The 25,634-nt window shown below is 48.3% G+C and carries 19 protein-coding genes; 13 read left to right on the forward strand and 6 right to left on the reverse strand.

The features are described from left to right. Positions 1 to 88 precede the first annotated feature (88 nt). Positions 89 to 901 (forward strand): 50S ribosomal protein L17, encoded by an 813-nt coding sequence (rplQ, locus tag B156_RS0105845; RefSeq protein ID WP_026260627.1) that lies wholly within the window; start codon positions 89 to 91, stop codon positions 899 to 901. 90 nt (positions 902 to 991) lie between these two features. Continuing rightward, positions 992 to 2,095, forward strand: a complete 1,104-nt coding sequence (gene carA, locus B156_RS0105850) for a glutamine-hydrolyzing carbamoyl-phosphate synthase small subunit (RefSeq protein ID WP_018618725.1) — start codon at positions 992 to 994, stop codon at positions 2,093 to 2,095. Positions 2,096 to 2,152: 57 nt separating this feature from the next. On the opposite strand, the gene B156_RS0105855 is transcribed toward carA, so the two are convergent. Further along, positions 2,153 to 6,028 carry an AAA domain-containing protein gene (locus tag B156_RS0105855; RefSeq protein WP_018618726.1) on the reverse strand — a complete coding sequence of 1,292 codons (3,876 nt, stop codon included), beginning with the start codon at positions 6,026 to 6,028 and terminating at the stop codon, positions 2,153 to 2,155. 183 nt (positions 6,029 to 6,211) lie between these two features. After that, on the reverse strand, positions 6,212 to 7,267 hold the full coding sequence (locus B156_RS0105860; RefSeq protein ID WP_018618727.1) for a TerC/Alx family metal homeostasis membrane protein: 1,056 nt from the start codon (positions 7,265 to 7,267) through the stop codon (positions 6,212 to 6,214). A gap of 143 nt (positions 7,268 to 7,410) precedes the next feature. Here B156_RS0105860 and B156_RS0105865 point away from each other — a divergent pair, with 143 nt between their 5' ends. Next, a complete protein-coding gene (locus B156_RS0105865; protein ID WP_018618728.1) occupies positions 7,411 to 8,154 on the forward strand; it encodes a glycosyltransferase family 2 protein in 744 nt (247 codons plus the stop codon). A gap of 63 nt (positions 8,155 to 8,217) precedes the next feature. Here B156_RS0105865 and lpdA read toward each other — a convergent pair whose 3' ends face one another. Continuing rightward, complete coding sequence (gene lpdA / locus B156_RS0105870) at positions 8,218 to 9,618, reverse strand: dihydrolipoyl dehydrogenase (RefSeq protein ID WP_018618729.1); 1,401 nt, start codon at positions 9,616 to 9,618, stop codon at positions 8,218 to 8,220. Between the two features lie 310 nt (positions 9,619 to 9,928). Between lpdA and B156_RS0105875 the strand changes: the two genes are divergently transcribed. Together B156_RS0105875 and B156_RS0105880 are read left to right on the forward strand one after the other, a co-directional pair. Then, complete coding sequence (locus B156_RS0105875; protein ID WP_018618730.1) at positions 9,929 to 11,191, forward strand: metal-dependent hydrolase family protein; 1,263 nt, start codon at positions 9,929 to 9,931, stop codon at positions 11,189 to 11,191. 174 nt (positions 11,192 to 11,365) lie between these two features. Then, positions 11,366 to 12,643, forward strand: coding sequence for a citrate synthase (locus tag B156_RS0105880; protein ID WP_018618731.1), 1,278 nt, complete (start codon positions 11,366 to 11,368; stop codon positions 12,641 to 12,643). Between the two features lie 136 nt (positions 12,644 to 12,779). On the opposite strand, the gene recA is transcribed toward B156_RS0105880, so the two are convergent. After that, positions 12,780 to 13,874, reverse strand: a complete 1,095-nt coding sequence (gene recA / locus B156_RS0105885; protein ID WP_018618732.1) for a recombinase RecA — start codon at positions 13,872 to 13,874, stop codon at positions 12,780 to 12,782. A 174-nt stretch (positions 13,875 to 14,048) separates the two neighbouring features. Beyond that, positions 14,049 to 14,558, reverse strand: coding sequence for a hypothetical protein (locus B156_RS0105890; protein WP_018618733.1), 510 nt, complete (start codon positions 14,556 to 14,558; stop codon positions 14,049 to 14,051). A gap of 263 nt (positions 14,559 to 14,821) precedes the next feature. On the opposite strand from B156_RS0105890, the gene eno reads away from it, so the two are divergent. The 8 genes from eno (at position 14,822) to B156_RS0105930 (ending at position 23,874) form a co-directional block, all read left to right on the forward strand. Next, a complete protein-coding gene (gene eno / locus B156_RS0105895) occupies positions 14,822 to 16,102 on the forward strand; it encodes a phosphopyruvate hydratase (RefSeq protein WP_026260628.1) in 1,281 nt (426 codons plus the stop codon). Between the two features lie 91 nt (positions 16,103 to 16,193). Next, positions 16,194 to 16,508, forward strand: a complete 315-nt coding sequence (locus tag B156_RS0105900; RefSeq protein ID WP_026260629.1) for a septum formation initiator — start codon at positions 16,194 to 16,196, stop codon at positions 16,506 to 16,508. Positions 16,509 to 16,571: 63 nt separating this feature from the next. Next, positions 16,572 to 17,090, forward strand: coding sequence for a low molecular weight protein-tyrosine-phosphatase (locus B156_RS0105905; RefSeq protein WP_018618736.1), 519 nt, complete (start codon positions 16,572 to 16,574; stop codon positions 17,088 to 17,090). Between the two features lie 53 nt (positions 17,091 to 17,143). Then, on the forward strand, positions 17,144 to 18,721 hold the full coding sequence (gene gpmI / locus B156_RS0105910; protein ID WP_026260630.1) for a 2,3-bisphosphoglycerate-independent phosphoglycerate mutase: 1,578 nt from the start codon (positions 17,144 to 17,146) through the stop codon (positions 18,719 to 18,721). Between the two features lie 126 nt (positions 18,722 to 18,847). Then, positions 18,848 to 20,245 (forward strand): glycoside hydrolase family 88 protein, encoded by a 1,398-nt coding sequence (locus B156_RS0105915; protein WP_018618738.1) that lies wholly within the window; start codon positions 18,848 to 18,850, stop codon positions 20,243 to 20,245. 26 nt (positions 20,246 to 20,271) lie between these two features. Next, positions 20,272 to 21,717, forward strand: coding sequence for an oxidoreductase (locus tag B156_RS0105920; protein WP_018618739.1), 1,446 nt, complete (start codon positions 20,272 to 20,274; stop codon positions 21,715 to 21,717). Then, positions 21,714 to 22,499 (forward strand): 3-ketoacyl-ACP reductase, encoded by a 786-nt coding sequence (locus B156_RS0105925; protein ID WP_018618740.1) that lies wholly within the window; start codon positions 21,714 to 21,716, stop codon positions 22,497 to 22,499. Before B156_RS0105920 ends, B156_RS0105925 begins: the two co-directional genes overlap by 4 nt. Before the next feature lie 70 nt (positions 22,500 to 22,569). Further along, complete coding sequence (locus B156_RS0105930; RefSeq protein ID WP_018618741.1) at positions 22,570 to 23,874, forward strand: Gfo/Idh/MocA family protein; 1,305 nt, start codon at positions 22,570 to 22,572, stop codon at positions 23,872 to 23,874. 84 nt (positions 23,875 to 23,958) lie between these two features. Here the strand turns inward: B156_RS0105930 and odhB are convergent, their stop codons facing one another. Continuing rightward, a complete protein-coding gene (gene odhB / locus B156_RS0105935; RefSeq protein ID WP_018618742.1) occupies positions 23,959 to 25,602 on the reverse strand; it encodes a 2-oxoglutarate dehydrogenase complex dihydrolipoyllysine-residue succinyltransferase in 1,644 nt (547 codons plus the stop codon). Positions 25,603 to 25,634 lie beyond the last annotated feature (32 nt).

Raw genomic sequence — 25,634 nt, forward strand, 5'->3', positions numbered from 1 at the left:
CGGTTTATGGTTTACGGTTTGTGGCTGGGTATAATGTCTCCATAAATTGTAAATTGTAAACCATAAACCGTAAACCTCCATTACAATAATGAGACACGGTAAAAAAGATAATCACCTCAGCCGCACACACTCGCACCGCGAGGCAATGCTGCAAAATATGGCTTCGTCGCTGATCCTGCATAAGCGTATCGAGACAACGGTAGCCAAGGCGAAGGAACTGCGCAAATTTGTAGAGCCAATTCTGACCCGCGCTAAAGATGATACTTATCAGAATCGTCGCATTGTATTCAGATCGCTGAATGACAAAGAAACGATGAAAGAACTGTTCGGGATGGTGGCTGATAAAATAGCCAGTCGCCCAGGCGGTTATACACGTATCATTAAATTAGGTAATCGGTTAGGAGACAATGCCGAAACCTGCCTGATTGAATTAGTCGATTTCAATGAACTGTTAATCGCTGCTGCTGCTGATAAAGCGACTGCTACAACCAAAACTCGCCGTAGTCGTCGGGGTGGTGGTGCAGCCAAGTCTGCTACGGCAACTGGCACTCCAGTTACAGAGACGACGGAAGCGGCTGTGGTTGACGAGCAGCCATCTGCCGAAGTCGTTGAAACGGAAGAAACCGCTGTGGAAACAGCAGCTCAGGGCGATGACTTGACAAAAGTTGAAGGAATTGGTCCAAAGATAGCTGAGTTGCTCAATAACGCCGGCATTACTACCTTTGCCCAGTTGGCTTCTGCAGAAGATGAAACTGTACAACAGGTTTTGGGTGATGCAGGTCCGCGGTACAACGTACACGATGCAACGACTTGGAACGAACAGGCAGCCTTAGCCCGCGATGGCAAATGGGATGAGTTGCAGGCGTTACAGGATCGTTTGAAAGGTGGTAAAGAAGAGTAAGAAAATTGACTTATAAGAGCATCATATTGAAATGGGTTAACCGCAAATGGTTAGCCCTTTTTTTTAGTCTTTAAAGCCGAAGAAGTATACATGAAACATACGCAGCAACCTGAAGCATTATTGGTATTACAGGACGGAACCGTTTACCAGGGTCTTGCCCTTGGTAAGATAGGTACAGCCGGGGGCGAAATCTGTTTTAATACCGGAATGACCGGCTATCAGGAAATTTATACAGACCCCTCCTATTATGGTCAGGTAATAATAAATACAACGTCACACATTGGTAACTACGGTGTGCTGGACAAGTTAGAACAGGAATCTGGCGGGGTAAAAATTCGGGCTATGGTCTGCAATTTTTTCTCCAACATCCATTCTCGTTATACGGCCGATGGGTCGTTACAGGATTATTTTGAGAAAGCTAATATTGTTGGTATCCATGGTGTCGATACGCGTCAGTTAGTACGCTATATCCGCTCGAAAGGGGTAATGAATTGCATCATCTCGTCGGAGATACTCGATCCAGCTATCCTGCTGGCCGAGTTACAGAAAGTGCCGGACATGGATGGACTGGAGTTATCATCGGAGGTTTGCACACAGCAAGCCTACGAACAGGGAGACCCGGAAGCAAAACTACGTGTAGCGGTGCTGGATCTAGGCGTTAAGCGGAGCATTCTGAGTAACTTCAATCAGCGGGGCGTATTTTGCAAAGTGTTCCCTGCCCGTACACCGCACGCTGATTTGGCTGCCTGGAAACCCGACGGCTATTTCATTGCCAATGGACCTGGCGACCCGGCTGCTATGCCATATGCTGTTGAAACCGTTAAGCAGGCACTGGACACCGAGAAACCATTATTCGGCATATGCCTGGGTCATCAAATTCTTTCATTGGCCAGTGGCATTTCGACCTACAAGATGCACAACGGACACCGGGGTCTGAATCATCCGGTCAAAAATCTGATTACTGGCCATTGTGAGGTCACCTCACAAAATCATGGTTTTGCTGTTAAAGCCGATGAGGTAATGGACATGGATAATGTAGAACTCACGCACATTAACCTAAACGACAAAACAATTGAGGGCATTCGGCTTAAAGATAAACCCGCCTTTTCGGTGCAATATCACCCTGAATCCTCTCCCGGTCCTCACGATTCGCACTATCTATTTGATCAGTTCATTGGAATGATGCAGGAATAAAAAAGCGGCTTGAGTTGCATCAAGCCGCTTTTTGTACAAGCGACTGTTTGCTTTATGCTAAATCTCCTTGCGCCAGAACTCCCGGCTCCACATGCGTTTAAAGGGCCAGTTACGTGCCCGAAGAGCAATAGGTAAATAAGCGTGGGCTTGTTTATCTGTTTGCTGATAATACGCATCGTCGTCTGTCAGAATTAGCGACTCGTATCTTTTACCCGATTTGACCGTCAAATCGGCGAAAGGGAGTTCTGGTTGCCAGTTAGGGTGCTTAGCAGCCAGTTTAGTCTTGAGTAAGGTAGTTGCGGTAAGGGCCTGTTGTGGTTGGGGAACCGGTTTAAACTCCTCCTGTGCTACAGTGAGTGCATACGACAGGTAAGCTTTCAGTAGTTTCGGGCCTTCGTTTGCCGTGTCGGCTACGCTGAGTTGTTCTGGCCACAAACTTGTGACAATATAAACCCGTTCCCGCGCCCGCGTAATCGCTACATTTAGTCGATTCTCCCCCCCCTGCCTATTCAAGCTCCCGAACTGCATGGCTAACCGTCCACGTTCATCGACCGCATAACCAACAGAGAAAATAATGACGTCGCGTTCATCACCCTGCACGTTTTCAATATTTTTGACGAAGAGACCGGGGGGTAACGCTTTCCCTTTCTCTGCCGGTTCTACCTCGTCCCTACTTTCCAACATATCCTGAATCAATTGTTGCTGCTGGTAGTTGAACGTTACAACGCCGACCGACCGACCGGGTAATTCGGCATTTACCTGGTCCAGTAGTTGGAGTACAACTTCCGCTTCTTTCAGATTCGCATTCTGCTGCCATACACCTTTCACATTGTGGTAATGAATAGCCGGTTGCTGCCGGTTAATCTCATCGAAGTGCGGTAATAATGAAAGCTTGCTTTGATAGAAATACTCATTTGAAAATGTAATCAGGTCCAGCGAGCGACTGCGATAATGCTCGGTTAATGATAACTGTGGCAGATTCTGGGCCGCCAACTCAAGTAAAGATTCTACCTCCAGAGCCGCTGGTGTTTCTTCTTCTGGTTCTAAGTCGTCTAGGCGAGTACGGTATAAGTCGCTTGGTCTCAATTGTTTATTGTCACCTGTGATTACAACCTGACGACCACGTGCCATGGACGGAATACCGTTTTCGGCAAAACACTGAGAAGCTTCATCAAAAATCACCAGGTCGAATAAGCCTTCGCGCAGGGGAAACATAGCCGATACTGACTCAGGGGATGCTAACCAACAGGGGACCAGCTTGAATACCTCATCAGCAAACGATTCCATTAATTTACGCACTGGCCATACAGTCCGCTTTTTGGTTGTCTGATGCAACAAATCGCGATACGTCACCACATTATTCAAGCGGTTAACGACTAAATTTCGGTATGTCTGTTCACGTAGTTTAACCAGCAAGATATCCTGACTCAACGATTGCTTCCGTGTAACACTTTCCTGCAATTGTTGCTCCCATTGCCCCATTTTAAGCGATGACACGCTTCGTAGCTCAGGATGCAATGCTTCAATATGGTCGAGCCAGGTACGACGGATACTTTTTTGAAATAATGCAGTCCAACTTTCTGGAGATTGATTAGCAAGTCGCTGGATTACCGTCTTCTCAACTTCCGAAAACCCTTCATATAACCGGTCAGCCTCGACCATCAGGTCGAAATCGCTCTGAAGCGATTGCCGAAGTAGCGTAACCCAATCATGTTCATTCCAAAGTTTAATTAATTGATTTCTAGTCAAATATGCCTGAGCCTCCATTTGATGCCGGGTTACAGTAACAGCCAGGTTCAAAACAGTTGAAACAGCATTATTGAATGCCATCTGGCTTTTTTTCCATATGGAAGCGGGAAGTTGGTGAAACGGCTCTAAAGCATTTATCTGTTCAGTAAGGTGCTGGGCACGCCGGAGTAACCGTACCCCTTCGGGCGATTCTGTAAGTGACAAATCGGCCAGTACAGGTTGCGCTTCATGGCGTATCGCTTCCAGCTTAATTCGTTGGTTGACCCTGGTCATCAGGGTTTGCAAATCCTGTTCCGACGTGGTCAGCCCATTAGCAAACGATACCTGCTGTAATTGAGATTTACCCGGATTCCTGAGTTGCCACCAGTTCCACTGTATCCAGGAGGACCGTATGGCTAACGCCCCCGCCAGTAAATCGCGGAATGCGCGGAGATCAGCAATGGGTAGTGAAGATTCCGGGCCGGGCGAAGCCAGCATTTCTTCCCAGGAATCGGCTAACTGCTCTAGTCTAACTCCGGCAATTGTCAAGCCGGGATGATTCGGCTTGTCCCGTAGCTGATTGACAACTTTCCAAACCGTTTCATTATCTGACGTTTCATCACCTATTAACGTTAAAATCGAAGTAGTTTCCCAGTCGTGAGCCTGCCAATTGGCTAATTCATCGAACGAAAGTTGCTCACCTAACACTGCTTTACATTGTTCATTCGTATTTCTCCGCAATTCGTCCCAGCTAACAATGACATCATCTATTTTTCCTAAATCGGCATTCACAAACTGAAAAAAACTCACTCGTTCGGCCCAGTGATGTCCAGTGCCTACCCGTTGCTGATACGCTGCGAAATCAGCTAGCCGACTAACGAAACCGTCTATTCCTGCCAGATTAAACTGTTGATATACGTCATCTAATAGTACTATTGTATGCTCAGCTGTACTGGTCAGGTATAATTCTTTGGCCGAAAGGCCACACTCGTTCGTGTCAAATAAAGCGGCTTTAAATGCTGTTAACTCCCCTACTATTTCGTCAATCCGGCGGCTCTCGATGTCAAAATCCCGCTCAATCAATACCGCATTCAGGCTGTTATTCTGTTGCCGGTAAGTATCCAGTTGATCTATCTGGACAGCAATCTGAGCATATAAGGCCCGCCGATCTTCCTGGAAATCGTGTATCAGGGCCAGAAAAGGAGCCATTCCTACCTGCCGTAATCGTTCCTGCACCACATCGAGCGCAGCCCGTTTCTGGCATACCAGCAACACCCGTTTTCCCGACGCAGCAGCATCGGCCATAAGGTTAGCAATTAGCTGAGATTTTCCTGTTCCGGGAGGTCCCTGTACCACCAATGATTGACCCGCTTTTACTGCCCGTAAAGCAGCCTCCTGGGAGGCATCCATTGGCAGTGGCGTATGAATGCTTTTTTCCGGCAGGGCTGGAAAAGAGAACGAGGTAGAAAGTGAAAATTCATCCGCTTGTTTTTCCTCTGCTTTCTCCTGTCTGGCCATCAACTCATCATAATCCGGAACCAGGAAAGACCCAGCTTGGGGGAATATGCCTAGTACAGCCTCAGGATAAAGCTTTAATTCACCTGTCCGTTCCAGTTGAGTCAGGTCTTTGGCTGATTGTTTATTGAAAAACTGGAGTTTATCCGCAAACAAGTCCTGATTGAAGTTGATTTCAAGGGGCGTAGTTTTGAGCCACTCGTACAATTGTGTACGGAAAGCCAGTGGATCACGATCAAAGTCATCCATTGTTTTTTCCACTACTTCATCAAGAAGCTTTACCTGATTAAACTGCCCGTAGGCCAGTGCTAAAGTAGGATTCAGAAACGCGATTTCGTCACCCCGGCGTTTTAGTGACCAGAACTTTTCCTGGTGAGAAAGCTGAACCGGAAAGTACAATAAGGGTCCGTGAACGACGGTATCGTCCAGAAATTTTCCTTTCACAAATGGCCATCCAATGTATAAATCCTCCGTGCCGCGCTCTTCTTCAATGAACCGGGCTGTGCGGGCAATTCGCCGAAGTTTACGACTTACCTCATTACTACGCTCCTGACGGGCATTCAGTACATCGCACAACCTGATCGATGGCTTTCGGCTAATCAGATCGGCAATCAGCGTGAACGATGGCTTGTTGAGCAGGAAATCCGTTTCGTGCAAATCCAGAAACTGACTGGCGGGAAGGCTACTCAACAAAAGCGAACGATTGCGACTGCTTAAGTTGGTTAGGCGTCGACGAAAGGTTTTGAGAACCGTTGTTGATATCGCCAGGTGGTCTTGCGTAATTTTCACAGGATTTTAGGGAGTTACTGCACTATAACGCAAAATCCAGAAAACCGTCTAAATCTTAACTATTCCATTGGTTTAGCAACCCATTTAGGCCTTTTTTTCGGGAATCAGCCACGAGGCAAGGACACTTACACTCAGGATACCAACGATAATGTACAAGGAATAAACGGGTTTGAAGCCCTGATCGGCCAGCCAGTGTTCGGCCAGCATTTTAGCACCGATAAACGTTAGTAATACCGCCAACCCTATTTTCAGGAAACGGAATTGACTCATAATACTCGATAGGAAGAAGAACATAGAGCGTAAACCCATAATAGCAAACACATTCGAGAAAAAGACGATGTACGGGTCCTTCGTAATGGAGAAAATGGCCGGAATAGAGTCAACGGCAAAAACCAGATCGGTTACGGCAACCACAATAACAATAATGAACAGGGGTGTTACAAATAACTTTCGGTCAGACTTCCGGCGGACGAAGAAATTATCCGTTACGTTGCGTTGGTATACGTTCAGATATTTACTAACAAACCGAACAACGGGATGCTCATTCGGGTCAATTTTTTCATCTTCCTCTTTCTGAAAAAACAGTTGGACACCCGTGTAAACCAGAAAAGCCCCAAACAGGTACATAACCCATTCAAACTCCTGAATCAGTGCTGAACCCAGGAAGATGAAAATAAAGCGTAGAACAATGGCACCCAGAATACCATATACCAGAATTTTTTTATAATACCGTTCCTGAACGCCGAATGAATTAAAAATCAATATAAATACGAAAATATTATCCGCCGAAAGTGAGTACTCAACTAAATAGCCCGTTATGTATTCGAGGGCCATATTATCTTGAAAACGAGCAAGACTGGCCGGAAAATTGCCCGCTACAAATTCAACATGATCAGCATACATATCACGTACTTCCTTTAATCGGACAGCCGTGTCGATCCCATGAATCAGATACCCGAAATTTTTGAGGAAGAAGTAAAATGAAATGGATAACGCCACCCAGATGGCACTCCATATAGCGGCTTCTTTGAATTGTACTACGTGACTTTTACGCTTCGAAAAAACGCCCAAGTCCACAGCCATGATAAGAAGCACAAAGGCCGCAAAAGCAAGAAAAAATACAGTTTCGCTGGAAAACATAAAGAAAGAAAATACCGCTACCGGAGGTTTAAACTTAGTAGCAAGTTGAATCAAAGAACAAATCTACGCTCAATATGGCCAAGGAAATGGCCGAGATTACTAAAATTATTGGCAGACTGCTATCGACCGCTTAATTTTACCCCATGTTTAACGACAAGAAAGTAATTGTAGTGATGCCAGCCTATCGGGCAGCACTAACGCTGGAGCGAACCTACCGTGAAATTCCACTTGATTTAGTCGATGATATTATTCTGGTCGACGATGCCAGTCCGGATAATACGGTGGAAGTGGCCCGAAATCTAGGAATCCGGCACGTTATCCGCCATGATAAAAATAAAGGATACGGTGGTAATCAGAAAACCTGCTACGCTAAAGCGATTGAACTCGGTGCTGACATCGTCGTTATGCTGCATCCTGATTATCAATATACGCCTTTGCTACTGCCTGCCATGATTTCTATCATTGGCAATGGGCTATACCCAGTGGTATTTGCCTCTCGTATTCTGGGAAAAGGGGCACTGAAAGGCGGAATGCCTATGTACAAATACGTGGCAAACCGCTTCCTGACACTGACGCAAAATGTGCTCATGAACCAGAAGCTGTCCGAGTACCATACCGGATATCGGGCTTTTTCAGGAGAGGTACTTCGTAGCCTGGACTTTACCCACAACTCCGATGATTTCATTTTCGATAATGAGATGATTGCCCAGATTTTCTATAAAGGGTACGATATTGGCGAAGTGACCTGCCCAACCAAATATTTCGACGAAGCATCATCGATAAACTTCCGGCGTAGCTCCATTTATGGCCTTGGTGTGTTACGGACTTCAGTACTTTACTTCTTTACGAAGCTAGGTCTGATGCACTGGAAGATTTTAACTAAGTAATGCAAAAAGAAACGGCCCGGTCAAAACATTTTGACCGGGCCGTTTCTTTTACAAACCACTCTTTTACAGGTGAATAGCCTCACCGTAAGCGGCTTCAGTGGCGTCCTTGATGGCCTCTGACATGGTTGGGTGCGGGTGAACAGACTTCAAAATTTCTTCACCCGTCGTTTCCAGTCTGCGGGCGGCTACTACTTCAGCAATCATCTCCGTCACGTTAGTGCCAATGAAATGAGCACCCAGGAACTCTCCGTACTTGGCATCAAAAATGACTTTTACGAATCCCTCCGGCACGCCCGCAGCTTTGGCTTTACCCGATGCTGAAAATGGGTACTTACCTACCTTCAGTTCGTAACCAGCCTCACGAGCGGCTTTCTCGGTATAGCCCACAGACGCAATCTCGGGCGTACAATACGTGCAGCCCGGAATGTTGTTATAGTTCAGTGGCTCAACATGCGGTTGACCAGCAATTTTTTCCACGCAGATAATCCCTTCCGCCGAAGCTACGTGCGCCAGCGCCTGCCCTTTGGTACAGTCGCCAATAGCATAATAACCTTCAATGTTAGTACGATAAAAATCATCCGTAACAATCTTGCCCCGGTCAACGGTGATACCGGTTTCTTCCAAGCCAATCTTTTCGATATTAGCGACTACACCCGCTGCCGAAAGGACAATATCAACATCGAAGGTTTTTTCTCCATCGGGCGTTTTTACAAATACCTTACAACCCGAACCGCTGGTATCTACTTTAGTCACTTCTGACTTTGTGTAGATGTCAATACCAAGTTTCTTATACTGCTTGGCCAGTTCTTTGGATATGTCTTCGTCTTCGACAGGTACTACATTCGGCAGAAATTCAATGATGGTTACTTTAGAACCCATGCTGGCATATACGTAGGCAAATTCGACCCCGATAGCCCCAGAACCAATGACCAGCATCGTGTCAGGCCGCTTTTCCAGCGTCATGGCTTTCCGATACTCGATTACTTTCTTCCCATCGATGGGTACGCTGGGCAATTCGCGGGCGCGGCCACCGGTAGCAATGATAATGTGCTTCGCAGCATATTCGGCGGCTTTACCCTCCGCGTCTGTCACGTCTATTTTTTTACCGGGCTTCAGGGTAGCAAAACCGTTGATGATGTCAATTTTATTCTTTTTCATCAGGAACTGAACACCTTTGCTCATGCTGTCGGCTACACCCCGGCTCCGCTTGATAACAGCACCGAAATCTGCTTTCGATTCACCCGAGATAGTAATACCATAATCAGCCGAGTGCTTGATGTATTCAAAAACCTGCGCTGATTTTAGTAATGCTTTGGTGGGAATACACCCCCAGTTCAAACAAATCCCACCGAGGCTTTCGCGTTCAACAACGGCGGTTTTCAGACCCAATTGCGAGGCCCGGATGGCAGCTACATAACCGCCTGGCCCGCTACCCACAACGATTACATCGTACTGTGAAGCCATTTTTCTGTTTAGTTGATTTTTGTCAATCCGGCGATAAGGGCAACCTGAGGAGAGTGAAGCATTCATTCCTCCTTTCGCCTGTATAGTACACTTACTCCCTCTGTAAAGAACGCAAAGGTAGACTGAAAAGTTGATAAGTATCGGCCATGACTAAATCTACCGTTGTTTGGTTTGACTCGGTTCAGCAGCACCTTCACGAATACCACGTCATGCCTATCGAGTTATAATTTACGCCCACAGTTTATACTGGACTCACTACAGCTTCTGGTTACTTTTTGCGTATTTTTGAGGTATACGCCTTCATTAGCTCATGCACAAATTCTACTTCCTGGTACTCTTTTTACCCTTCTCCCTTTTTGCCCAGACAATCGTTATACTTAAACCAGACCGGGTCTTCGATGGTGAAACCATGCACGAAGGATGGGCCGTTCGGGTAAAGGACGATAAAATTGACGCCGTCGGTCCTTTGAACTCTTTTTCTGCCAATGGAGTCAACTCACCCGGTACTTCGGTAGTAGAACTTCCGGGAACAACGTTGATGCCCGGCCTGATTGAAGGCCATTCTCATTTACTATTACACCCCTATAATGAAACGCCCTGGGATGAACAGGTATTGAAAGAACCGCGCTCATTGCGCGTGGCACGTGCAACAGTCCACGCGGAAAAAACACTTTTGGCCGGGTTCACTACTGTCCGTGACCTCGGCACCGAGGGAGCGGACTATGACGATGTAGGCTTAAAACAAGCTATCGACCAGGGTGTAATTCCGGGTCCGCATATGATTGTTGTAACGCGGGCACTCATCGCTACAGGCAGCTACGCTCCCAAAGGCTTCAGCCCCGATATTGACGTGCCGCAGGGGGCTGAAGAAGCCGACGGTCACGATGCTCTCATAAAAGCAGTAAGAAGACAGATTGGTAAAGGAGCAGATGCCATAAAAATATACGCCGATTACCGCTGGGGATTGATGGCCGAAGCCAGGCCAACGTACACGCTGGATGAAATAAAACTCATTGTTGAAGTCGCCAAAAGCAGCGGTCGGCCAGTAATTGCTCATGCCAGCACCGCCGAAGGGATGCGTCGCGCCATTCTCGGCGGTTGCGAAACGATTGAACACGGCGATGCCGCAACGCCCGAAATATTTGCCCTGATGAAGAAACAGGGAACAGCTTTATGTCCGACGCTGGCAGCTGGTGATGCCGTAAGCCAGTATCGTGGCTGGAAAAAGGGGCAGGAGCCGGAACCAGAACGTATCAGGCAAAAGCGGGGCATATTCAGGCAGGCACTGGATGCGGGCGTAATTATCTGCGCTGGTGGCGATGTAGGCGTGTTCAGCCATGGTGATAATGCCCGCGAGCTGATTATGATGGTCGATTACGGGATGAAGCCACTTGACGTACTACGCTCGGCAACCTCTGTTAATGCCGATGTATTTCACCTTATTGACAGGGGCCGCATAAAACCCGGCTGGCAAGCCGATTTAATAGCGGTAAACGGTAATCCGTTGACAACAATCGCCAGTCTCAGACAGATTCAGGTTGTCATGAAGGGAGGGGTGTTCTACAAAAAATAACCAAAAAAACTTATTGTCTAAATCACCTGTTACCCCTTAATATTAATGTAACATGCCTTTTTTGCGACAAAATCGACTGTCATTTGGATTTTTAGTCTAATTTCGCCCGGATGGTGTTGTTGCGAAGCAAACTCATTATTTATTACCCCAGATTTATTCTACCCTATCTTTTATATGGCAAACTCTGCTGATTTAACCGTCGACGGTAAAACCTATTCATTTCCAACATTGGAGGGAACTGAAAATGAAAAAGCCTTCGACATTTCTAACCTACGCGATCAAACTGGTTATGTTACCTTAGATCGTGGCTACAAAAATACCGGTGCCACTAAAAGCGCCATTACCTTTTTAGATGGCGAGAAAGGTATTCTTCAGTATCGGGGTTACTCCATTGAAGATCTGGCCGCTAAAGCTTCGTTTCTGGGCGTCGCTTATCTGCTTATTTATGGTGAACTGCCCACGCAGACTCAGTACGATAAATTTGAAAGCGACATTCGGCACCATACCATGGTGAATGAGGACATGCGGAAAATATTTGATGGTTTTCCGGTTGATGCTCACCCGATGGGTGTTTTGTCTTCACTGGTTAGTGCCATGAGTGCCTTTTACCCGGATGTAAATGATGAGGACAATACCGATCTGCACATTATCCGGTTGCTGGCCAAACTGCCAACCATTGCTACCTGGTCTTATAAGCGCTCCAAGGGGCACCCGATGAACTACCCGCAAAATAAGCTCGATTATATACAGAACTTTCTGAATATGATGTTTGCACTGCCGGTTGAAGACTATACCGTTGATCCGGTAGTGGTTGAAGCGCTGAACGTACTGCTTATTCTGCACGCCGATCACGAACAGAACTGTTCTACCTCTACAGTACGATTAGTGGGTTCATCGCAGGCAAATATTTATTCGTCTATTTCGGCGGGTGTGAGTGCTTTATGGGGTCCACTCCATGGCGGAGCTAACCAGGAAGTAATCGAGATGCTCGAAAACATCAAGGCCGATGGTGGTGATGTTAGTAAGTATGTAGAGATGGCTAAAAACGCCAAATCGACTGGCTTCCGGTTATACGGTTTTGGTCACCGTGTTTATAAAAACTTTGACCCCCGGGCCAAAATTATCAAAAAGGCAGCTGATGACGTGTTGAGCAAACTGGGCGTCAACGACCCCATACTGGACATAGCCAAAGGGCTGGAAGAAGCGGCATTGAACGATGACTATTTCGTATCGCGCAAACTGTACCCGAATGTTGATTTCTATTCGGGTATCATCTACCGTGCATTGGGCATTCCGACCAATATGTTTACAGTTATGTTCGCTATTGGCCGCTTACCGGGCTGGATTGCCCAGTGGAAAGAAATGCGGGAGAACAAAGAACCCATTGGCCGTCCCCGCCAGATATACACCGGTCCTACTCACCGGGAATTTGTACCGGTTGAAAAACGATAGTTTCGGGAACAGACGTCTATTGGAAAGACAAAAGCGGCAACTTTCACAAGTTGCCGCTTTTGTCTTTCCAATAGACGTTACACAAAAAAGGGTAAGCATAAATGCCTACCCTTCTCAAACGAATAACTATGTTAAACTAATCATCAATTTCACCCTCGTCGTCGTCTTCGGTGGCGGCAAGTACGGGGTCAACAAGAGCATTGTCGTCTTCAGCGATTTTTGCCCGGATTTTTCCTTCTATTTCGTTCATTAGTTCCGGATTATCGAGCAACAACTCTTTCACGGCATCACGGCCCTGCGCCAAACGGCTGGTGCCATAAGAAAACCACGACCCTGATTTCTTGACAATCTCCATCTCGACGCCCAGGTCAAGAACTTCTCCTACTTTCGATATACCCAGACCGTACATGATGTCGAATTCAATGACCTTAAAGGGAGCAGCCATCTTGTTCTTCACCACTTTAACTTTCGTGCGGTTACCCACTACGTTATCAGTCCCTTCTTTAATCTGGCCAATACGCCGGATATCAAGCCGAACCGATGCATAGAATTTGAGGGCATTACCACCGGTGGTTGTTTCGGGGTTACCGAACATTACACCAATCTTTTCGCGCAACTGGTTGATAAAAATACAGCAGCAACCCGTTTTGTTAATGGTACCCGTTAATTTTCGTAATGCCTGCGACATCAAACGGGCCTGTAGACCCATCTTGCTTTCCCCCATTTCGCCTTCGATTTCAGCTTTTGGTACGAGGGCAGCGACGGAGTCAATAACGATAATATCGATAGCGCCGGAGCTAATCAGATGTTCGGCTATTTCGAGTGCCTGCTCACCATTATCAGGTTGTGAAATCAACAGATTTTTCGTGTCGATACCCAGCTTTTCGGCGTACACACGGTCAAAAGCGTGTTCGGCATCAATAAAGGCAGCCAGACCACCCGCTTTTTGTGCCTCAGCGATGCAGTGCATCGTGAGTGTTGTTTTACCGGACGATTCCGGACCGTATATTTCAACGACGCGACCACGGGGCAGACCGCCGATACCGAGGGCTATATCAAGCCCAAGAGAGCCGGTCGAAATAACGGGAACATCGGAAACTTTCGTTTCGCTCAGGCGCATAACCGTGCCTTTGCCAAATGCTTTGTCAAGTTTCTCAATGGTCGTTTGAAGAGCTTTTAATTTACTGTCATTAGCAGATGCTGTGGCTTGCGCCGTATCTGATTTCGCCATGTTTGGATGGTTGTTTAAACAGTTAAAATTACCCAAAATCGGCTGAATTTCCTAACGGTTTTTGAAAATAGAACGACGGTTTTCAGCAATAATCTCAGGTTTGGAGAAGGCATAAAAAAGGCCTGCCAATTGCCTAAAAACGAGCTAATTGGCAGGCTTCATGATTAGTACGAACTACAACGTATCCACACGCGCCGGTTGTTGTGCGGGGGTGGGTTGCTGCATGTCAGGTTGTGCCGTCTGTGGCTGAGGCTGAACGGGTTGCGGTTGCCCCGGTTGATAGCCAGGATAGCCTGATGCATCCCCATAGGGGCGCGCCGGTGGCCCTACTATTTCTACCCCCGTAATGTAGTATTTTGTTTCTCCATTCCAGGCGAGCTTCAGGATCTTCTCTTCATAATGGAGCGTTACCCGTTGCCCGGTTTTTACGGCTTCGGTCACTTTAGCCGCTACGGCCTCATCTTTCACCGAAAAATCAAAATACTGGGGTGTCAGCGAACCCGTTTCGCCCGAAAAGCCACCTACGTTCAAAACACCTTCATACGTTTTGAAGATAAAGCCACGTCGGCTGAATTTAGATACCGTGCCGGCCCGTTCTCCATCGCTGTAACTCCAGCCAGTTAAGGCATAGAGAACACCAAAGACAACTAGTAAAAACAATAAAAAATACAATAGCCCACGCATAGATAGGGTTGGTTAGTTTACGTCCGATTTATAAGCCTACAAATAGACAAAATTTTCCGATAACTTCCGTTTTCGGGGTATAAAGTCCATGAATAATTCATGAACTCATAAACCATTCCCATTCTCGCCCTTACCTTTTGTCCTGTATTTCGTTACTTTGCAACGGGTTAGCTACTTAGTGCAATCGTTTGGTAGCCAAACCCTAAAAACCGGTGCGCCGGAGCGATATTTTTTTCATTGTTAATCCTTCTTATTTCTTTACGATGAGTACCATTCAAAGCATTCATGCCCGACAAATTCTGGATTCACGCGGCAACCCAACAGTGGAAGTAGACGTGCGTACCGAAAATGGGTATCTGGGCCGTGCTGCCGTTCCATCGGGCGCATCAACCGGCACCCATGAAGCGGTTGAACTTCGCGATGATGACAAATCCGTGTATATGGGAAAAGGCGTGTTGAAAGCAGTTTCAAACGTTAACGAACTGATTTTTCCGGAGTTGGTAGGCATTCCAGTTTTTGAACAAAGTATGATCGATAAAATCATGCTGGAACTGGATGGCACATCCAACAAGGGACGCCTGGGAGCGAATGCCATCCTGGGCGTATCACTGGCAGCCGCCAAAGCCGCAGCCCAGGAGGCTGGTTTACCGCTATACCGTTACATTGGGGGCGTTAATGCCAACACTCTACCCGTACCGATGATGAACATACTGAACGGGGGTTCGCACGCCGACAATTCCATCGATTTCCAGGAATTTATGGTGATGCCAGCCAACGCAGCAAGCTTTTCGGAAGCCTTACGGATGGGTGCCGAAATTTTCCATACGCTGAAAGGGGTGCTGAAAAAGATGGGCCTGGCTACCAACGTAGGCGATGAAGGGGGCTTTGCGCCAAATATTAAGTCGAACGAAGAAGCTATTCAGACAATCATGCAGGCCATCGAAAAAGCAGGATTTCGCCCCGGCGAAGATGTCTGGATTGCCATGGATGCGGCTTCCTCCGAGTTCTACGACGCAGAAGCGGGCGTTTATCATTTCAAAAAGTCGACGGGTGACAAGCTTACTTCCTCGGAAATGGCTGGTTTCTGGAAGGATTGGGTTAGCAAGTACCCTATTATGTCCATCGAGGACGGTATGGCCGAAGACGATTGGGCGGGCTGGAAGGCACATACCGACGAGCTGGAAGGGACCAATACCCAACTGGTAGGAGACGACCTGTTCGTAACCAACGTGACTCGTTTGCAGGAAGGTATCGACAAAAACATTGCCAACGCTATATTGGTGAAAGTGAATCAGATTGGTTCGCTAACCGAGACGATTGACACGGTTAATCTGGCAAAGCGCAATTCGTATAAAAACATTATGTCGCACCGTTCGGGCGAAACCGAAGATGCTACTATTGCCGACCTGGCCGTAGCCCTCAACACGGGTCAAATCAAAACGGGTTCTGCTTCCCGCTCCGACCGGATGGCCAAATACAATCAACTACTTCGGATTGAAGAAGAACTGGGCGAAACAGCCTATTTCCCAGGGCTTAAGTTCTAATTGAATGAATTGAATAGTGTAAAGAGTGACGAATGACAATCCGATGATTTTTTATTCGTCACTCTTCACGCTACATTTTGCACTTGTTGTTATGCTCTACCGTCGTCTTCTACGTTACCTCCGTAATTTCTACGTTGCTACCGGTCTGGGCCTTTTGGTTTGGATGACGTTTTTTGATGCGAACGATCTGCCTACGCAGATCCGGAACCGGTGGAAACTGTATGAACTGGACCAAGAGGCCCGGTTTTATCAGGAGAAAATTAAAGCAGTTCAGAACGAACGCAGAGAAGTGCTGGGTAATGACCAGTTACGGGAGAAATTCGCCCGGGAAAAATACCTGATGAAAAAAGAAGGTGAAGATGTATTCGTGATTGTAGACGAACACAACGATCCGCTGGAAAAATAGCGCAGGGCTTGTAACACAGGGTACATTACGCACCCTGCCCCGTTGCTCCACGTTCAAAGCTATATGCTCAATATTCTCTTCGTCTGTTATGGCAATATTTGTCGGTCGCCGGTGGCAGAGGGAGTTTTCCGGCAATTGGTGGCCGAAACAGGCTTTGAGGAACAACTGAGCTGCGATTCGGCTGGAACGGCTTCGTTCCATATCGGACAGCTGCCCGACAGACGCACCCGCGAAAACGCCCTCGAACACGGATTAACGCTGTCCCACCGCGCCCGGCGATTTACTGGCGATGATCTGGCACAGTTTGATTACTTCGTGGCAATGGATGAAACGAACCTCGAAGCCATTGAAAAGTTAAACTACCGCAGTACAGGGCTATACTCCAACGATACTATTTTCCTACTGCGCGAATTCGATCCGGACGTGAGCGACCAGCCCAATGTACCAGACCCTTATTACGAAGGCCCGGAAGTTTTTGAAGATGTGTATCAAATAGCCCTTCGATGCTGCCGACAACTACTTACCTATTTAATTCAACAGCATAGTCTAACTGAGAAAAAGGGCAAAGAAACGAAAGAATGAATTTACCGGTAGGTTTTCGTTCTTTCATCCTTCCGCTCTTTTCCACTCTATTTATGAACAAAAAAGTCATTCTCATTATCCTCGACGGCTGGGGTATTCCGCTCAAACCTGAAGTGTCGGCCATTGCATCGGCTTATACGCCGTTCATGAACTCGCTGTATCCAAAATACCCCAACAGTAAGCTCGAAGCATCAGGGCTGGCTGTTGGTTTGCCAGCGGGCCAGATGGGAAACTCTGAAGTAGGCCACATGAATCTGGGAGCCGGGCGGGTCGTTTACCAGGATTTAGTGAAAGTGAACAAAGCGGTAGAAGAACACACGCTCGATAACGAACCGGTTTTGGTTGACGCCCTTACCTACGCCAAAACCAACGGCAAAAGGGTCCATTTTATCGGTCTGGTATCAGACGGGGGTGTTCATGCACATATTGACCATGTAAAAGGGCTGCTTTCCATTGCTCACGCCCACGGGTTGAGCGATGTATTTGTTCATGCATTTACCGATGGCCGGGACACCGACCCTAAAGGCGGCATTGGTTACCTGACTGATCTTCAGGCACACATGGCCGCTACAACCGGGCAGATTGCTACAGTGACAGGCCGTTATTATGCCATGGACCGGGATAACCGATGGGAGCGTGTTAAAGTAGCTTACAATGCGATGGTAAAAGGGGTAGGCGAGAAAATAAACCCCGGCGATGTGACAAAAGCCTTACAGGAATCCTATGATGCCAAGGTAACTGATGAGTTTATCAACCCCCTCATTGTGACCAAAGCTAATGGATCGCCGGTAGCCACGATTGAGGATGGAGATGTGGTGTTATGCTTTAACTTCCGCACCGACCGGGGTCGGGAAATTACGCAGGCCCTCACTCAGAAGGACTTCCCGGAGCAGGGCATGAAGAAGCTCAACCTGGACTACATCACGATGACTAACTACGACAGCGATTTCGTTGGGGTAAAGGTCATTTTCGATAAGGACAATCTGGAAAAAACGTTAGGTGAAGTCATTTCAGAAGCAGGTCGTAAGCAGATACGAATTGCCGAAACGGAGAAATACCCCCACGTTACGTTCTTCTTTTCGGGTGGCCGCGAAGAACCGTTTCCGGGTGAAAAGCGTCTGCTGTGTCCCTCACCTAAGGAAATGACCATCTATGATGAAAAAGGTGAACCGACCGTTGTTCCCGTAAAAACGTACGACCAGAAGCCTGAAATGTCAGCCTTTGACATTCGGGATACCATCATCCCCGAACTGGAAAATGAAGAAACGGATTTCGTTTGTCTGAACTTCGCCAATACCGATATGGTGGGTCATACGGGCGTATTCGAGGCCGTCGTAAAAGCGGCCGAAACCGCTGATGCCTGTGCCAAAGCCGTTACGGAAGCTGCCCTGGCTCACGGGTACACAACGATTATCATTGCCGACCACGGCAATGCTGAATTCATGAGAAACGACGACGGAACCCCCAACACGGCACATACCACGAATCTGGTCCCTTGTATTCTGGTTGATAAAGACTATCACCCAGCCTTGAATGATGGTAAACTGGCGGACATTGCCCCAACCATTTTACAACTGATGGGTATTCCGCAACCGCCAGAAATGGGAGGAGTAAGCTTGCTCAAAGCGTAAGGATTAAAGACCAGTAAGAGCCGTACCGATGCTGTCGCGTACGGCTTTTTTGTGTCCATTCAGTAGTAGACAGCACTACTTGTTCTTTAGGAAAGAGAGCCAATATAAGCCCGCCCTTTTAGTGATATGCAGATTGACACCTCCCTACAACCCACCGACCTCACATCAGCGCTCACGCATTTCTGGGAGGTCTCGGGCCAGAAAATTAAGCTGATTGATAAAGAATATGACGTATCGAAAGGCTCCCCGGTTTTCACGGTAGCCGGACAATATTCGACTCGCGGCTGGACGGAGTGGACACAGGGATTTCAATTTGGCTCTGCCATTTTACAGTTCGATGCTACGGGCGACACTGAATTCCTGGAGATGGGTCGCCAGAAAACACTGTCGGTCATGGCTCCGCATATCAGTCATATCGGTGTACACGACCACGGCTTCAATAACGTCAGCACGTACGGAAACCTGCTTCGGCTGATGCGCGAGGGGCGAATTACGCATAATGACTGGGAGGCTAACTTCTATGAATTGGCCCTGAAGATTTCCGGGGCCGTACAGGCGAGCCGATGGACACCCATCAAAAATGGGGGATTCATCAGTTCATTCAATGGGCAGCACTCCCTGTTTGTTGATACCATTCGCTCCTGCCGGGCACTCGTACTAAGTCATGCGCTCGGCCACGTATTTCAGGGCGAGGGCGACGTAAAAATCAATCTGCTGGAACGTGCTTTACAACACATGAAAGCCACCGCCAATTATTCCGTATTTTATGGTGAAGGCCGCGACTCCTACGACTTATGGGGTCGCACCGCCCACGAAAGCGTCTTCAATGTGAAAGATGGCAAATTCCGCTGTCCCAACTCCCAGCAGGGTTATTCTGGCTTTACCACCTGGACGCGCGGTCTGGCCTGGGCTATGTGCGGCTTCGCCGAAGAACTGGAGTGGCTCGCGACTTGTGATGATACCGAGTTGCAGGCGCTCGGTGGGCGCGATTCCATCGAAGCTTTGATGCTGAAAGCGGCCACCGCTACCTGCGATTTTTATATTGACCATACCCCCATCGATGGAATTCCTTATTGGGATACGGGCGCGCCAAACCTGTACCGTTTAGGCGATTACCTAAACCGACCCGCCGACCCATACAATGATTTTGAACCGGTAGATAGCTCAGCAGCGGCCATTGGCGCACAAGGGTTGCTGCGATTAGGCCGCTATCTGACCGGTAAAGGTAACACGGAACAGGGCCAGCGTTACTGGCAGGCAGGTTTAACAGTACTTAAAGCATTATTCACTGAACCCTATCTTAGTATAGCTCCAGTCCATCAGGGGTTGATTTTACACTCCATCTATCACCAGCCCAACGGCTGGGATTACGTGCCACCCGGCAGTAAAATTGCCAACGGTGAGTCCAGCATGTGGGGCGACTACCATGCCCGCGAGGTGGCCCTATACCTCCAGCGAATAATCCGTAACGAACCGTACTATACCTTCTTTAACCGAATCGTCGAACCACAAATTGCCAAATAGCAGACCATCTGACCGTAACTTCCTCAATGAGCGAGAAATACAAGCCCCAATTCCCCCGCATGGCCCAGTTAAAAACGGCTGCTGACCTGCGAACGCACCTGGATAAGAACGACATCGACCTGCCGTTTGACGACAACCTACTCCCTCCTGCCGAAAATCCATTTAATCAGCCCATCCCTCTCAAATCAGGCAAAACAATTGGTAATAGCCTTTGCATTTTGCCTATGGAAGGCTGGGATGGGACTACTGATGGTAGGCCAAGTGAATTTACAAAGAGCCGATGGAACAAATTCGCTATCAGTGGAGCCAAGCTCTTATTTGGCTGCGAAGCTGTTGCGGTTTGCCATTCAGGCAAAGCTAACCCAAATCAGTTAGTACTGAACACCGAAACATTTCCTGATTTTATCGAGCTGCGTCAGGCGCTTCTCCACAACCATGAACAAGCGTTTGGACAAACCGATGATTTACTGATTGGGCTACAGCTCACGCATTCCGGGCGTTTTTGCAAGCCCAATAGTCACAAAAACTTTGAGTCAAAGATTCTGTACAACCATCCATTCCTAAACAGTAAGTTCGGCATGCCTGCCGACTACCCGCTGCTTACGGATACTGATATTGACCACATTATCCAGCAGTACATTGATGCGGCTGTGCTGGCCCAAAAAGCGGGTTTCGATTTTGTAGACGTAAAACATTGCCACGGCTATCTGGGACACGAGTTTTTGAGCGCCGTCAGCCGAGAAGGGAGATACGGCGGTTCGTTCGAGAACCGAACCCGTTATTTGCGAAACATCGTGACGGGTATCCACCAGGCAGCACCGGGACTGGAAATCGGTATTCGCCTGAGTGCGTTTGATATGCTGCCTTTCAAAAAAGGGGATACCGGAACGGGCGTTCCTGAAAATGCAGCGCAATATCCCTTTGCCTTTGGTGGCGACTCCAATGGATTAGGCCTTGACCTGACGGAAACAAAGGCGTTGCTATCGCTGGCAGAATCGCTCGGTATCCAACTGGTATGTATTACTGGCGGCAGCCCCTATTATAACCCGCACCTGATGCGCCCCGCTCTGTTCCCTCCTTCCGATGGATATTTACCGCCAGAAGACCCGCTTTTGGGCGTAAAGCGACAAATAGACGTGACAAACGAGTTGAAACAGGCTTTCCCAGAGCTAGTGATTATTGGGTCAGGCTATTCGTACCTACAGGAATGGCTACCCAACGTCGCGCAGTATGTTTTGCGGAACGGTATGGCCGATAGTGTGGGTTTTGGGCGTATGGTATTGTCGTACCCAACCATGCCAGCCGATATGCTTTCAGGGAGGGCACTGGTCCGCAACCAGATTTGCCGCACATTTTCCGATTGCACAACGGCACCCCGTAATGGGCTGATTTCGGGGTGCTACCCGCTGGATCCGTTATACAAAAAAAGACCCGAAGCCGAAGCGCTTAAAGCATTAAAAACCAGCTTATGAAAAACGCGAAGGGTCGCCCCGTAGCCTTCATAACCGGTGGTAGCCGGGGTATTGGATACGGTATTGCCGAGCAGTTAGCCGATGCCGGTTTTGACCTTGTTATTAATGGCGTTCGCCCAGAGGAAGCTGTTCGGGAGGCACTGGATGCGCTAAGAAACAGAGGTAATAACGTACTGTATTGCCCCGGTGATATTGCGCAGGCCGCGGCTCGGAATGAAATGATAACCACCATCAAGACTCATTTCGGGCGATTAAACGTGTTAGTAAATAATGCCGGCGTAGCACCCAAAGAGCGAAAGGATATTCTGGAAGCGACCGAAGAAAGTTTTCAATACGTATTATCCACTAACCTTCAGGGGGCCTACTTCCTGACGCAGGCAGCTGCCAACTGGATGATTTCTCAACAGGCCGAGCAAGCCGATTTTTGGGGTTGCATTATCAACGTATCGTCTATTTCGGCAACCGTTGCCTCCGTTAACCGGGGCGAATACTGCGTGGCAAAGGCAGGATTGAGTATGGCCACCCAGCTATTTGCGGTTCGATTAGGTGAATATAACATACCAGTTTATGAAGTACGACCGGGCGTAATAAAAACGGATATGACGGCTGGTGTTACTTCCAAATACGATTCGCTTATCGAAAACGGATTGTGTGTCCAGAAACGCTGGGGGTTTCCTGCTGACGTAGGGAAAGCCGTAGCATCACTGGCCAAAGGCGACTTCCCCTACTCGACCGGTCAGGTTGTTATGGTCGATGGGGGCCTGACGTTGCCCAGGTTGTAAGTAGTTCAGCCAGTATTTTTGGTTTTACTAGTACGTTAACCCTCAAGCAGTTCCTAAATCAGTTACACTCATGGACTCAAAACAAGTTTCCCGGCGCGATATCCTTAAGGCAGGTGCCGTCGGCTCATTGGCAGCTATTGGCCTGCCCACCTATGTTCCGGCGCATGCGTTTGGCGCTAATGACCGCGTGCGAATGGCCGTCATCGGGATTAATGGTCGCGGTAAAGACCATATTCAGGGGCTTTCAAAGCAAAAGGACGTGGAAGTAGTTACCCTGTGCGATGTCGACAGCGATGTTCTACAAAAAGGAGCGGCAGACTTCGAGAAGAAATACAACCGAAAAGTTCAGATGATGGCCGACCTGCGGCAGGTTTACGACGATAAGAATATCGATGCCGTCAGTATTGCTACGCCGAACCACTGGCACGCGCTGGCAGCTATTTGGGCCTGTCAGGCGGGTAAGGATGTGTACGTGGAGAAACCCGGTGCTCATAATCTTCACGAGGGGCGTAAATTGATCGAAGCGGCTACCCGCTACAACCGAATTGTACAGCACGGTGTACAGTTGCGGAGTTCAGTAGCCATTCAGGAAGCTATCAAGCACCTGCGCGATGGGTTGATTGGCAACGTATATATGGCCCGTGGACTGGTCTACAAATGGCGGCCCGACATTGGCAACAAGGGAACATCACCGGTTCCATCGGAGCTGAACTGGAACATGTGGCAGGGACCGGCGCAGGAGAAAGAATTCAGCAAAAACTACGTCCACTACAATTGGCACTGGTTCTGGGACTATGGTAATGGAGACATTGGCAACCAGGGCATTCACGAAACAGACTTGTGCATGTGGGGACTGGATGTTGGTTTTCCTGAAGAAATTACATCGGCCGGTGGCAAATTTCTCTGGAAAGACTGTAAGGAAACGCCCGAAACGTTGTCATCTGTTTATAAATATCCATCCCAGGGTAAGGTAATACAATTTGAGGTCCGCCCCTGGATGACCAACAAGGAAGATGGCGTTGAGATTGGCAACATTTTCTACGGCGACAAAGGCTATATGGTCATCAACGGCTATTCTGATTACAAAACGTATCTGGGGAAAGAGCGTGCTCCGGGTCCGGCCCGCAATGAAGGGGGCGACCACTACGCGAATTTCATCGAAGCCGTTCGGTCGAGAGATAAGTCGAAGCAAAACGGACCGGTCGAAACAGCGCACTTGTCATCAGGTATCGCACACCTGGGTAACATTGCTTACCGTTTGGGTCGTACGCTGCACTTCGACCCCAAAAATGAAGTATTTGTAGGTGATAAAGAAGCGAACCAGATGCTTACCCGGAAGTACCGCGCTCCTTTCGTAGTACCAGAAAAGGTGTAGATGTCATCTCTGGTAAGTATAAAAAGACGGAAGGGACTGTTGCTATAACAGTCCCTTCCGTCTTTTTATACCTTGTTTTGAATATTACATATCGAATAGAATCCGGGTAGGGTCTTCGAGTATTTGCTTCACGCGCACCAGGAAGCTAACCGACTCTTTGCCATCGATGATGCGGTGATCGTAGGAGAGAGCTAGATACATAACGGGCCGAACCACAATTTCACCGTTAATCACAACAGCCCGCTCGACAATGTTGTGCATGCCAAGTATGGCCGATTGCGGGGCGTTGATAATAGGCGTCGAAAGCATCGAGCCGAACGTACCACCGTTCGTGATGGTAAACGTACCACCGGTCATCTGGTCGATGGTTAGCTTATTGTCGCGGGCCAGACCAGCCAGCCGGACAATTTCCTTCTCCACACCGGCAAAGCTGAGTTGCTCTGCATTGCGAATGACTGGAACGACAAGACCGCGCTCCGTTGAAACGGCAATGGAGATATCGCAGAAGTCATTGAAAATCATCTGGTCGCCATCAATCTGGGCATTAACCGCCGGAAAATCCTTGAGCGCAATACAAACGGCTTTCGTAAAGAAGGACATGAAGCCAAGCCCAACGCCGTTCTTCTCTTTGAATTTATCTTTGAATTTATTTCGCAAATCCATTACCGGCTTCATGTCCACCTCATTGAAGGTAGTCAACATGGCCGTTTCATTCTTGACCGCTACCAATCGACGGGCAATTGTCCGGCGCAGTGAAGTCATTTTCTCCCGGCGCTGATTCCGGCTTCCCGGTGCGGGGCTCTCCGCTGGCGGAGCAGATGCAACTGGAGCAGCCGGTTTAGGTGCTGAAGCGGGTTGGGCTGGAGCAGCCGGCTGAGCTGGTGCGGAGGATGCTTTCATAGCATCATCTTTCGTTACGCGGCCCCCAACGCCTGAGCCTTGAACCTGTTGCGCATTAACACCTTTCTCGTCCAGTATTTTGGCCGCTGCGGGTGATGGGTAGTGGGCAGCATAGCTACTACCGTTCTGCCCATTGGCCGATGTCTCGTCAGCAGGGGCCGACGTTGTCGCTTGAGGAGTAGGTGCAGTGGCTGGTGTCGCTTCGATGGCACCCGTCTCAATTTTAGCAATCAAGGCACCAATGGGCAATGTTTCGCCGTCCTGAGCCATGATACGGAGTATTCCGGCGGCTTCGGCTGGTAGTTCAAAGGTAGCTTTGTCCGATTCCAGTTCACAAAGCACCTCATCCAGGGCAACCTGTTCACCATCTTTCTTACTCCATGATGCGATAGTTACTTCGGTAACTGACTCGCCCACCGCTGGTACTTTCATTTCAACGACGCTGGCAGCCGGTGAAGCAACGGATGCCTGTGCTGGCTCAGCAACAGACTGCATGGCAGGCGCAGATTGTGAAGCCGGGGCAGATTTTGGCGATTCTGCTTTGGGTGCCTCTGCCTCTGCCGGTTCTGGAGCGGGAGTAGCAGGTGCACTACCGTTATCATCAATCGTGCAAATGCTGGCTCCAATAGGCAGTACATCGCCCTCCTGCGCCAGAATGTGCAAAATCCCATCGGCTTCAGCCGTTAACTCAAAGGTAGCTTTATCGGAATCGAGTCCACACAGAACGTCATCCATCTTTACGTGGTCACCCTCTTGTTTATTCCAGGTACCAACAGTTACTTCAGTAATGGACTCCCCCACGGGAGGGATTTTCATGTCAACGGCCATAGTAATTAGTCATAAGGGGTAGAGGTAGAAAT

The organism is Spirosoma luteum DSM 19990, assembly GCF_000374065.1.
Taxonomy (GTDB): domain Bacteria; phylum Bacteroidota; class Bacteroidia; order Cytophagales; family Spirosomataceae; genus Spirosoma; species Spirosoma luteum.

What these genes read in the sequence shown, in the direction of transcription:
- recA (WP_018618732.1), bottom strand. Translation starts at nt 13,874, where the DNA reads ATGGCGAAATCAGATACGGCGCAAGCCACAGCATCTGCTAATGACAGT.
- lpdA (WP_018618729.1), bottom strand. Translation starts at nt 9,618, where the DNA reads ATGGCTTCACAGTACGATGTAATCGTTGTGGGTAGCGGGCCAGGCGGT.
- B156_RS0105905 (WP_018618736.1), top strand. Translation starts at nt 16,572, where the DNA reads ATGCTCAATATTCTCTTCGTCTGTTATGGCAATATTTGTCGGTCGCCG.
- B156_RS0105930 (WP_018618741.1), top strand. Translation starts at nt 22,570, where the DNA reads ATGGACTCAAAACAAGTTTCCCGGCGCGATATCCTTAAGGCAGGTGCC.
- B156_RS0105920 (WP_018618739.1), top strand. Translation starts at nt 20,272, where the DNA reads ATGAGCGAGAAATACAAGCCCCAATTCCCCCGCATGGCCCAGTTAAAA.
- odhB (WP_018618742.1), bottom strand. Translation starts at nt 25,602, where the DNA reads ATGGCCGTTGACATGAAAATCCCTCCCGTGGGGGAGTCCATTACTGAA.
- B156_RS0105880 (WP_018618731.1), top strand. Translation starts at nt 11,366, where the DNA reads ATGGCAAACTCTGCTGATTTAACCGTCGACGGTAAAACCTATTCATTT.
- gpmI (WP_026260630.1), top strand. Translation starts at nt 17,144, where the DNA reads ATGAACAAAAAAGTCATTCTCATTATCCTCGACGGCTGGGGTATTCCG.
- B156_RS0105890 (WP_018618733.1), bottom strand. Translation starts at nt 14,558, where the DNA reads ATGCGTGGGCTATTGTATTTTTTATTGTTTTTACTAGTTGTCTTTGGT.
- B156_RS0105925 (WP_018618740.1), top strand. Translation starts at nt 21,714, where the DNA reads ATGAAAAACGCGAAGGGTCGCCCCGTAGCCTTCATAACCGGTGGTAGC.
- rplQ (WP_026260627.1), top strand. Translation starts at nt 89, where the DNA reads ATGAGACACGGTAAAAAAGATAATCACCTCAGCCGCACACACTCGCAC.
- carA (WP_018618725.1), top strand. Translation starts at nt 992, where the DNA reads ATGAAACATACGCAGCAACCTGAAGCATTATTGGTATTACAGGACGGA.
- B156_RS0105875 (WP_018618730.1), top strand. Translation starts at nt 9,929, where the DNA reads ATGCACAAATTCTACTTCCTGGTACTCTTTTTACCCTTCTCCCTTTTT.
- B156_RS0105900 (WP_026260629.1), top strand. Translation starts at nt 16,194, where the DNA reads ATGCTCTACCGTCGTCTTCTACGTTACCTCCGTAATTTCTACGTTGCT.
- B156_RS0105915 (WP_018618738.1), top strand. Translation starts at nt 18,848, where the DNA reads ATGCAGATTGACACCTCCCTACAACCCACCGACCTCACATCAGCGCTC.
- B156_RS0105860 (WP_018618727.1), bottom strand. Translation starts at nt 7,267, where the DNA reads ATGTTTTCCAGCGAAACTGTATTTTTTCTTGCTTTTGCGGCCTTTGTG.
- B156_RS0105865 (WP_018618728.1), top strand. Translation starts at nt 7,411, where the DNA reads ATGTTTAACGACAAGAAAGTAATTGTAGTGATGCCAGCCTATCGGGCA.
- eno (WP_026260628.1), top strand. Translation starts at nt 14,822, where the DNA reads ATGAGTACCATTCAAAGCATTCATGCCCGACAAATTCTGGATTCACGC.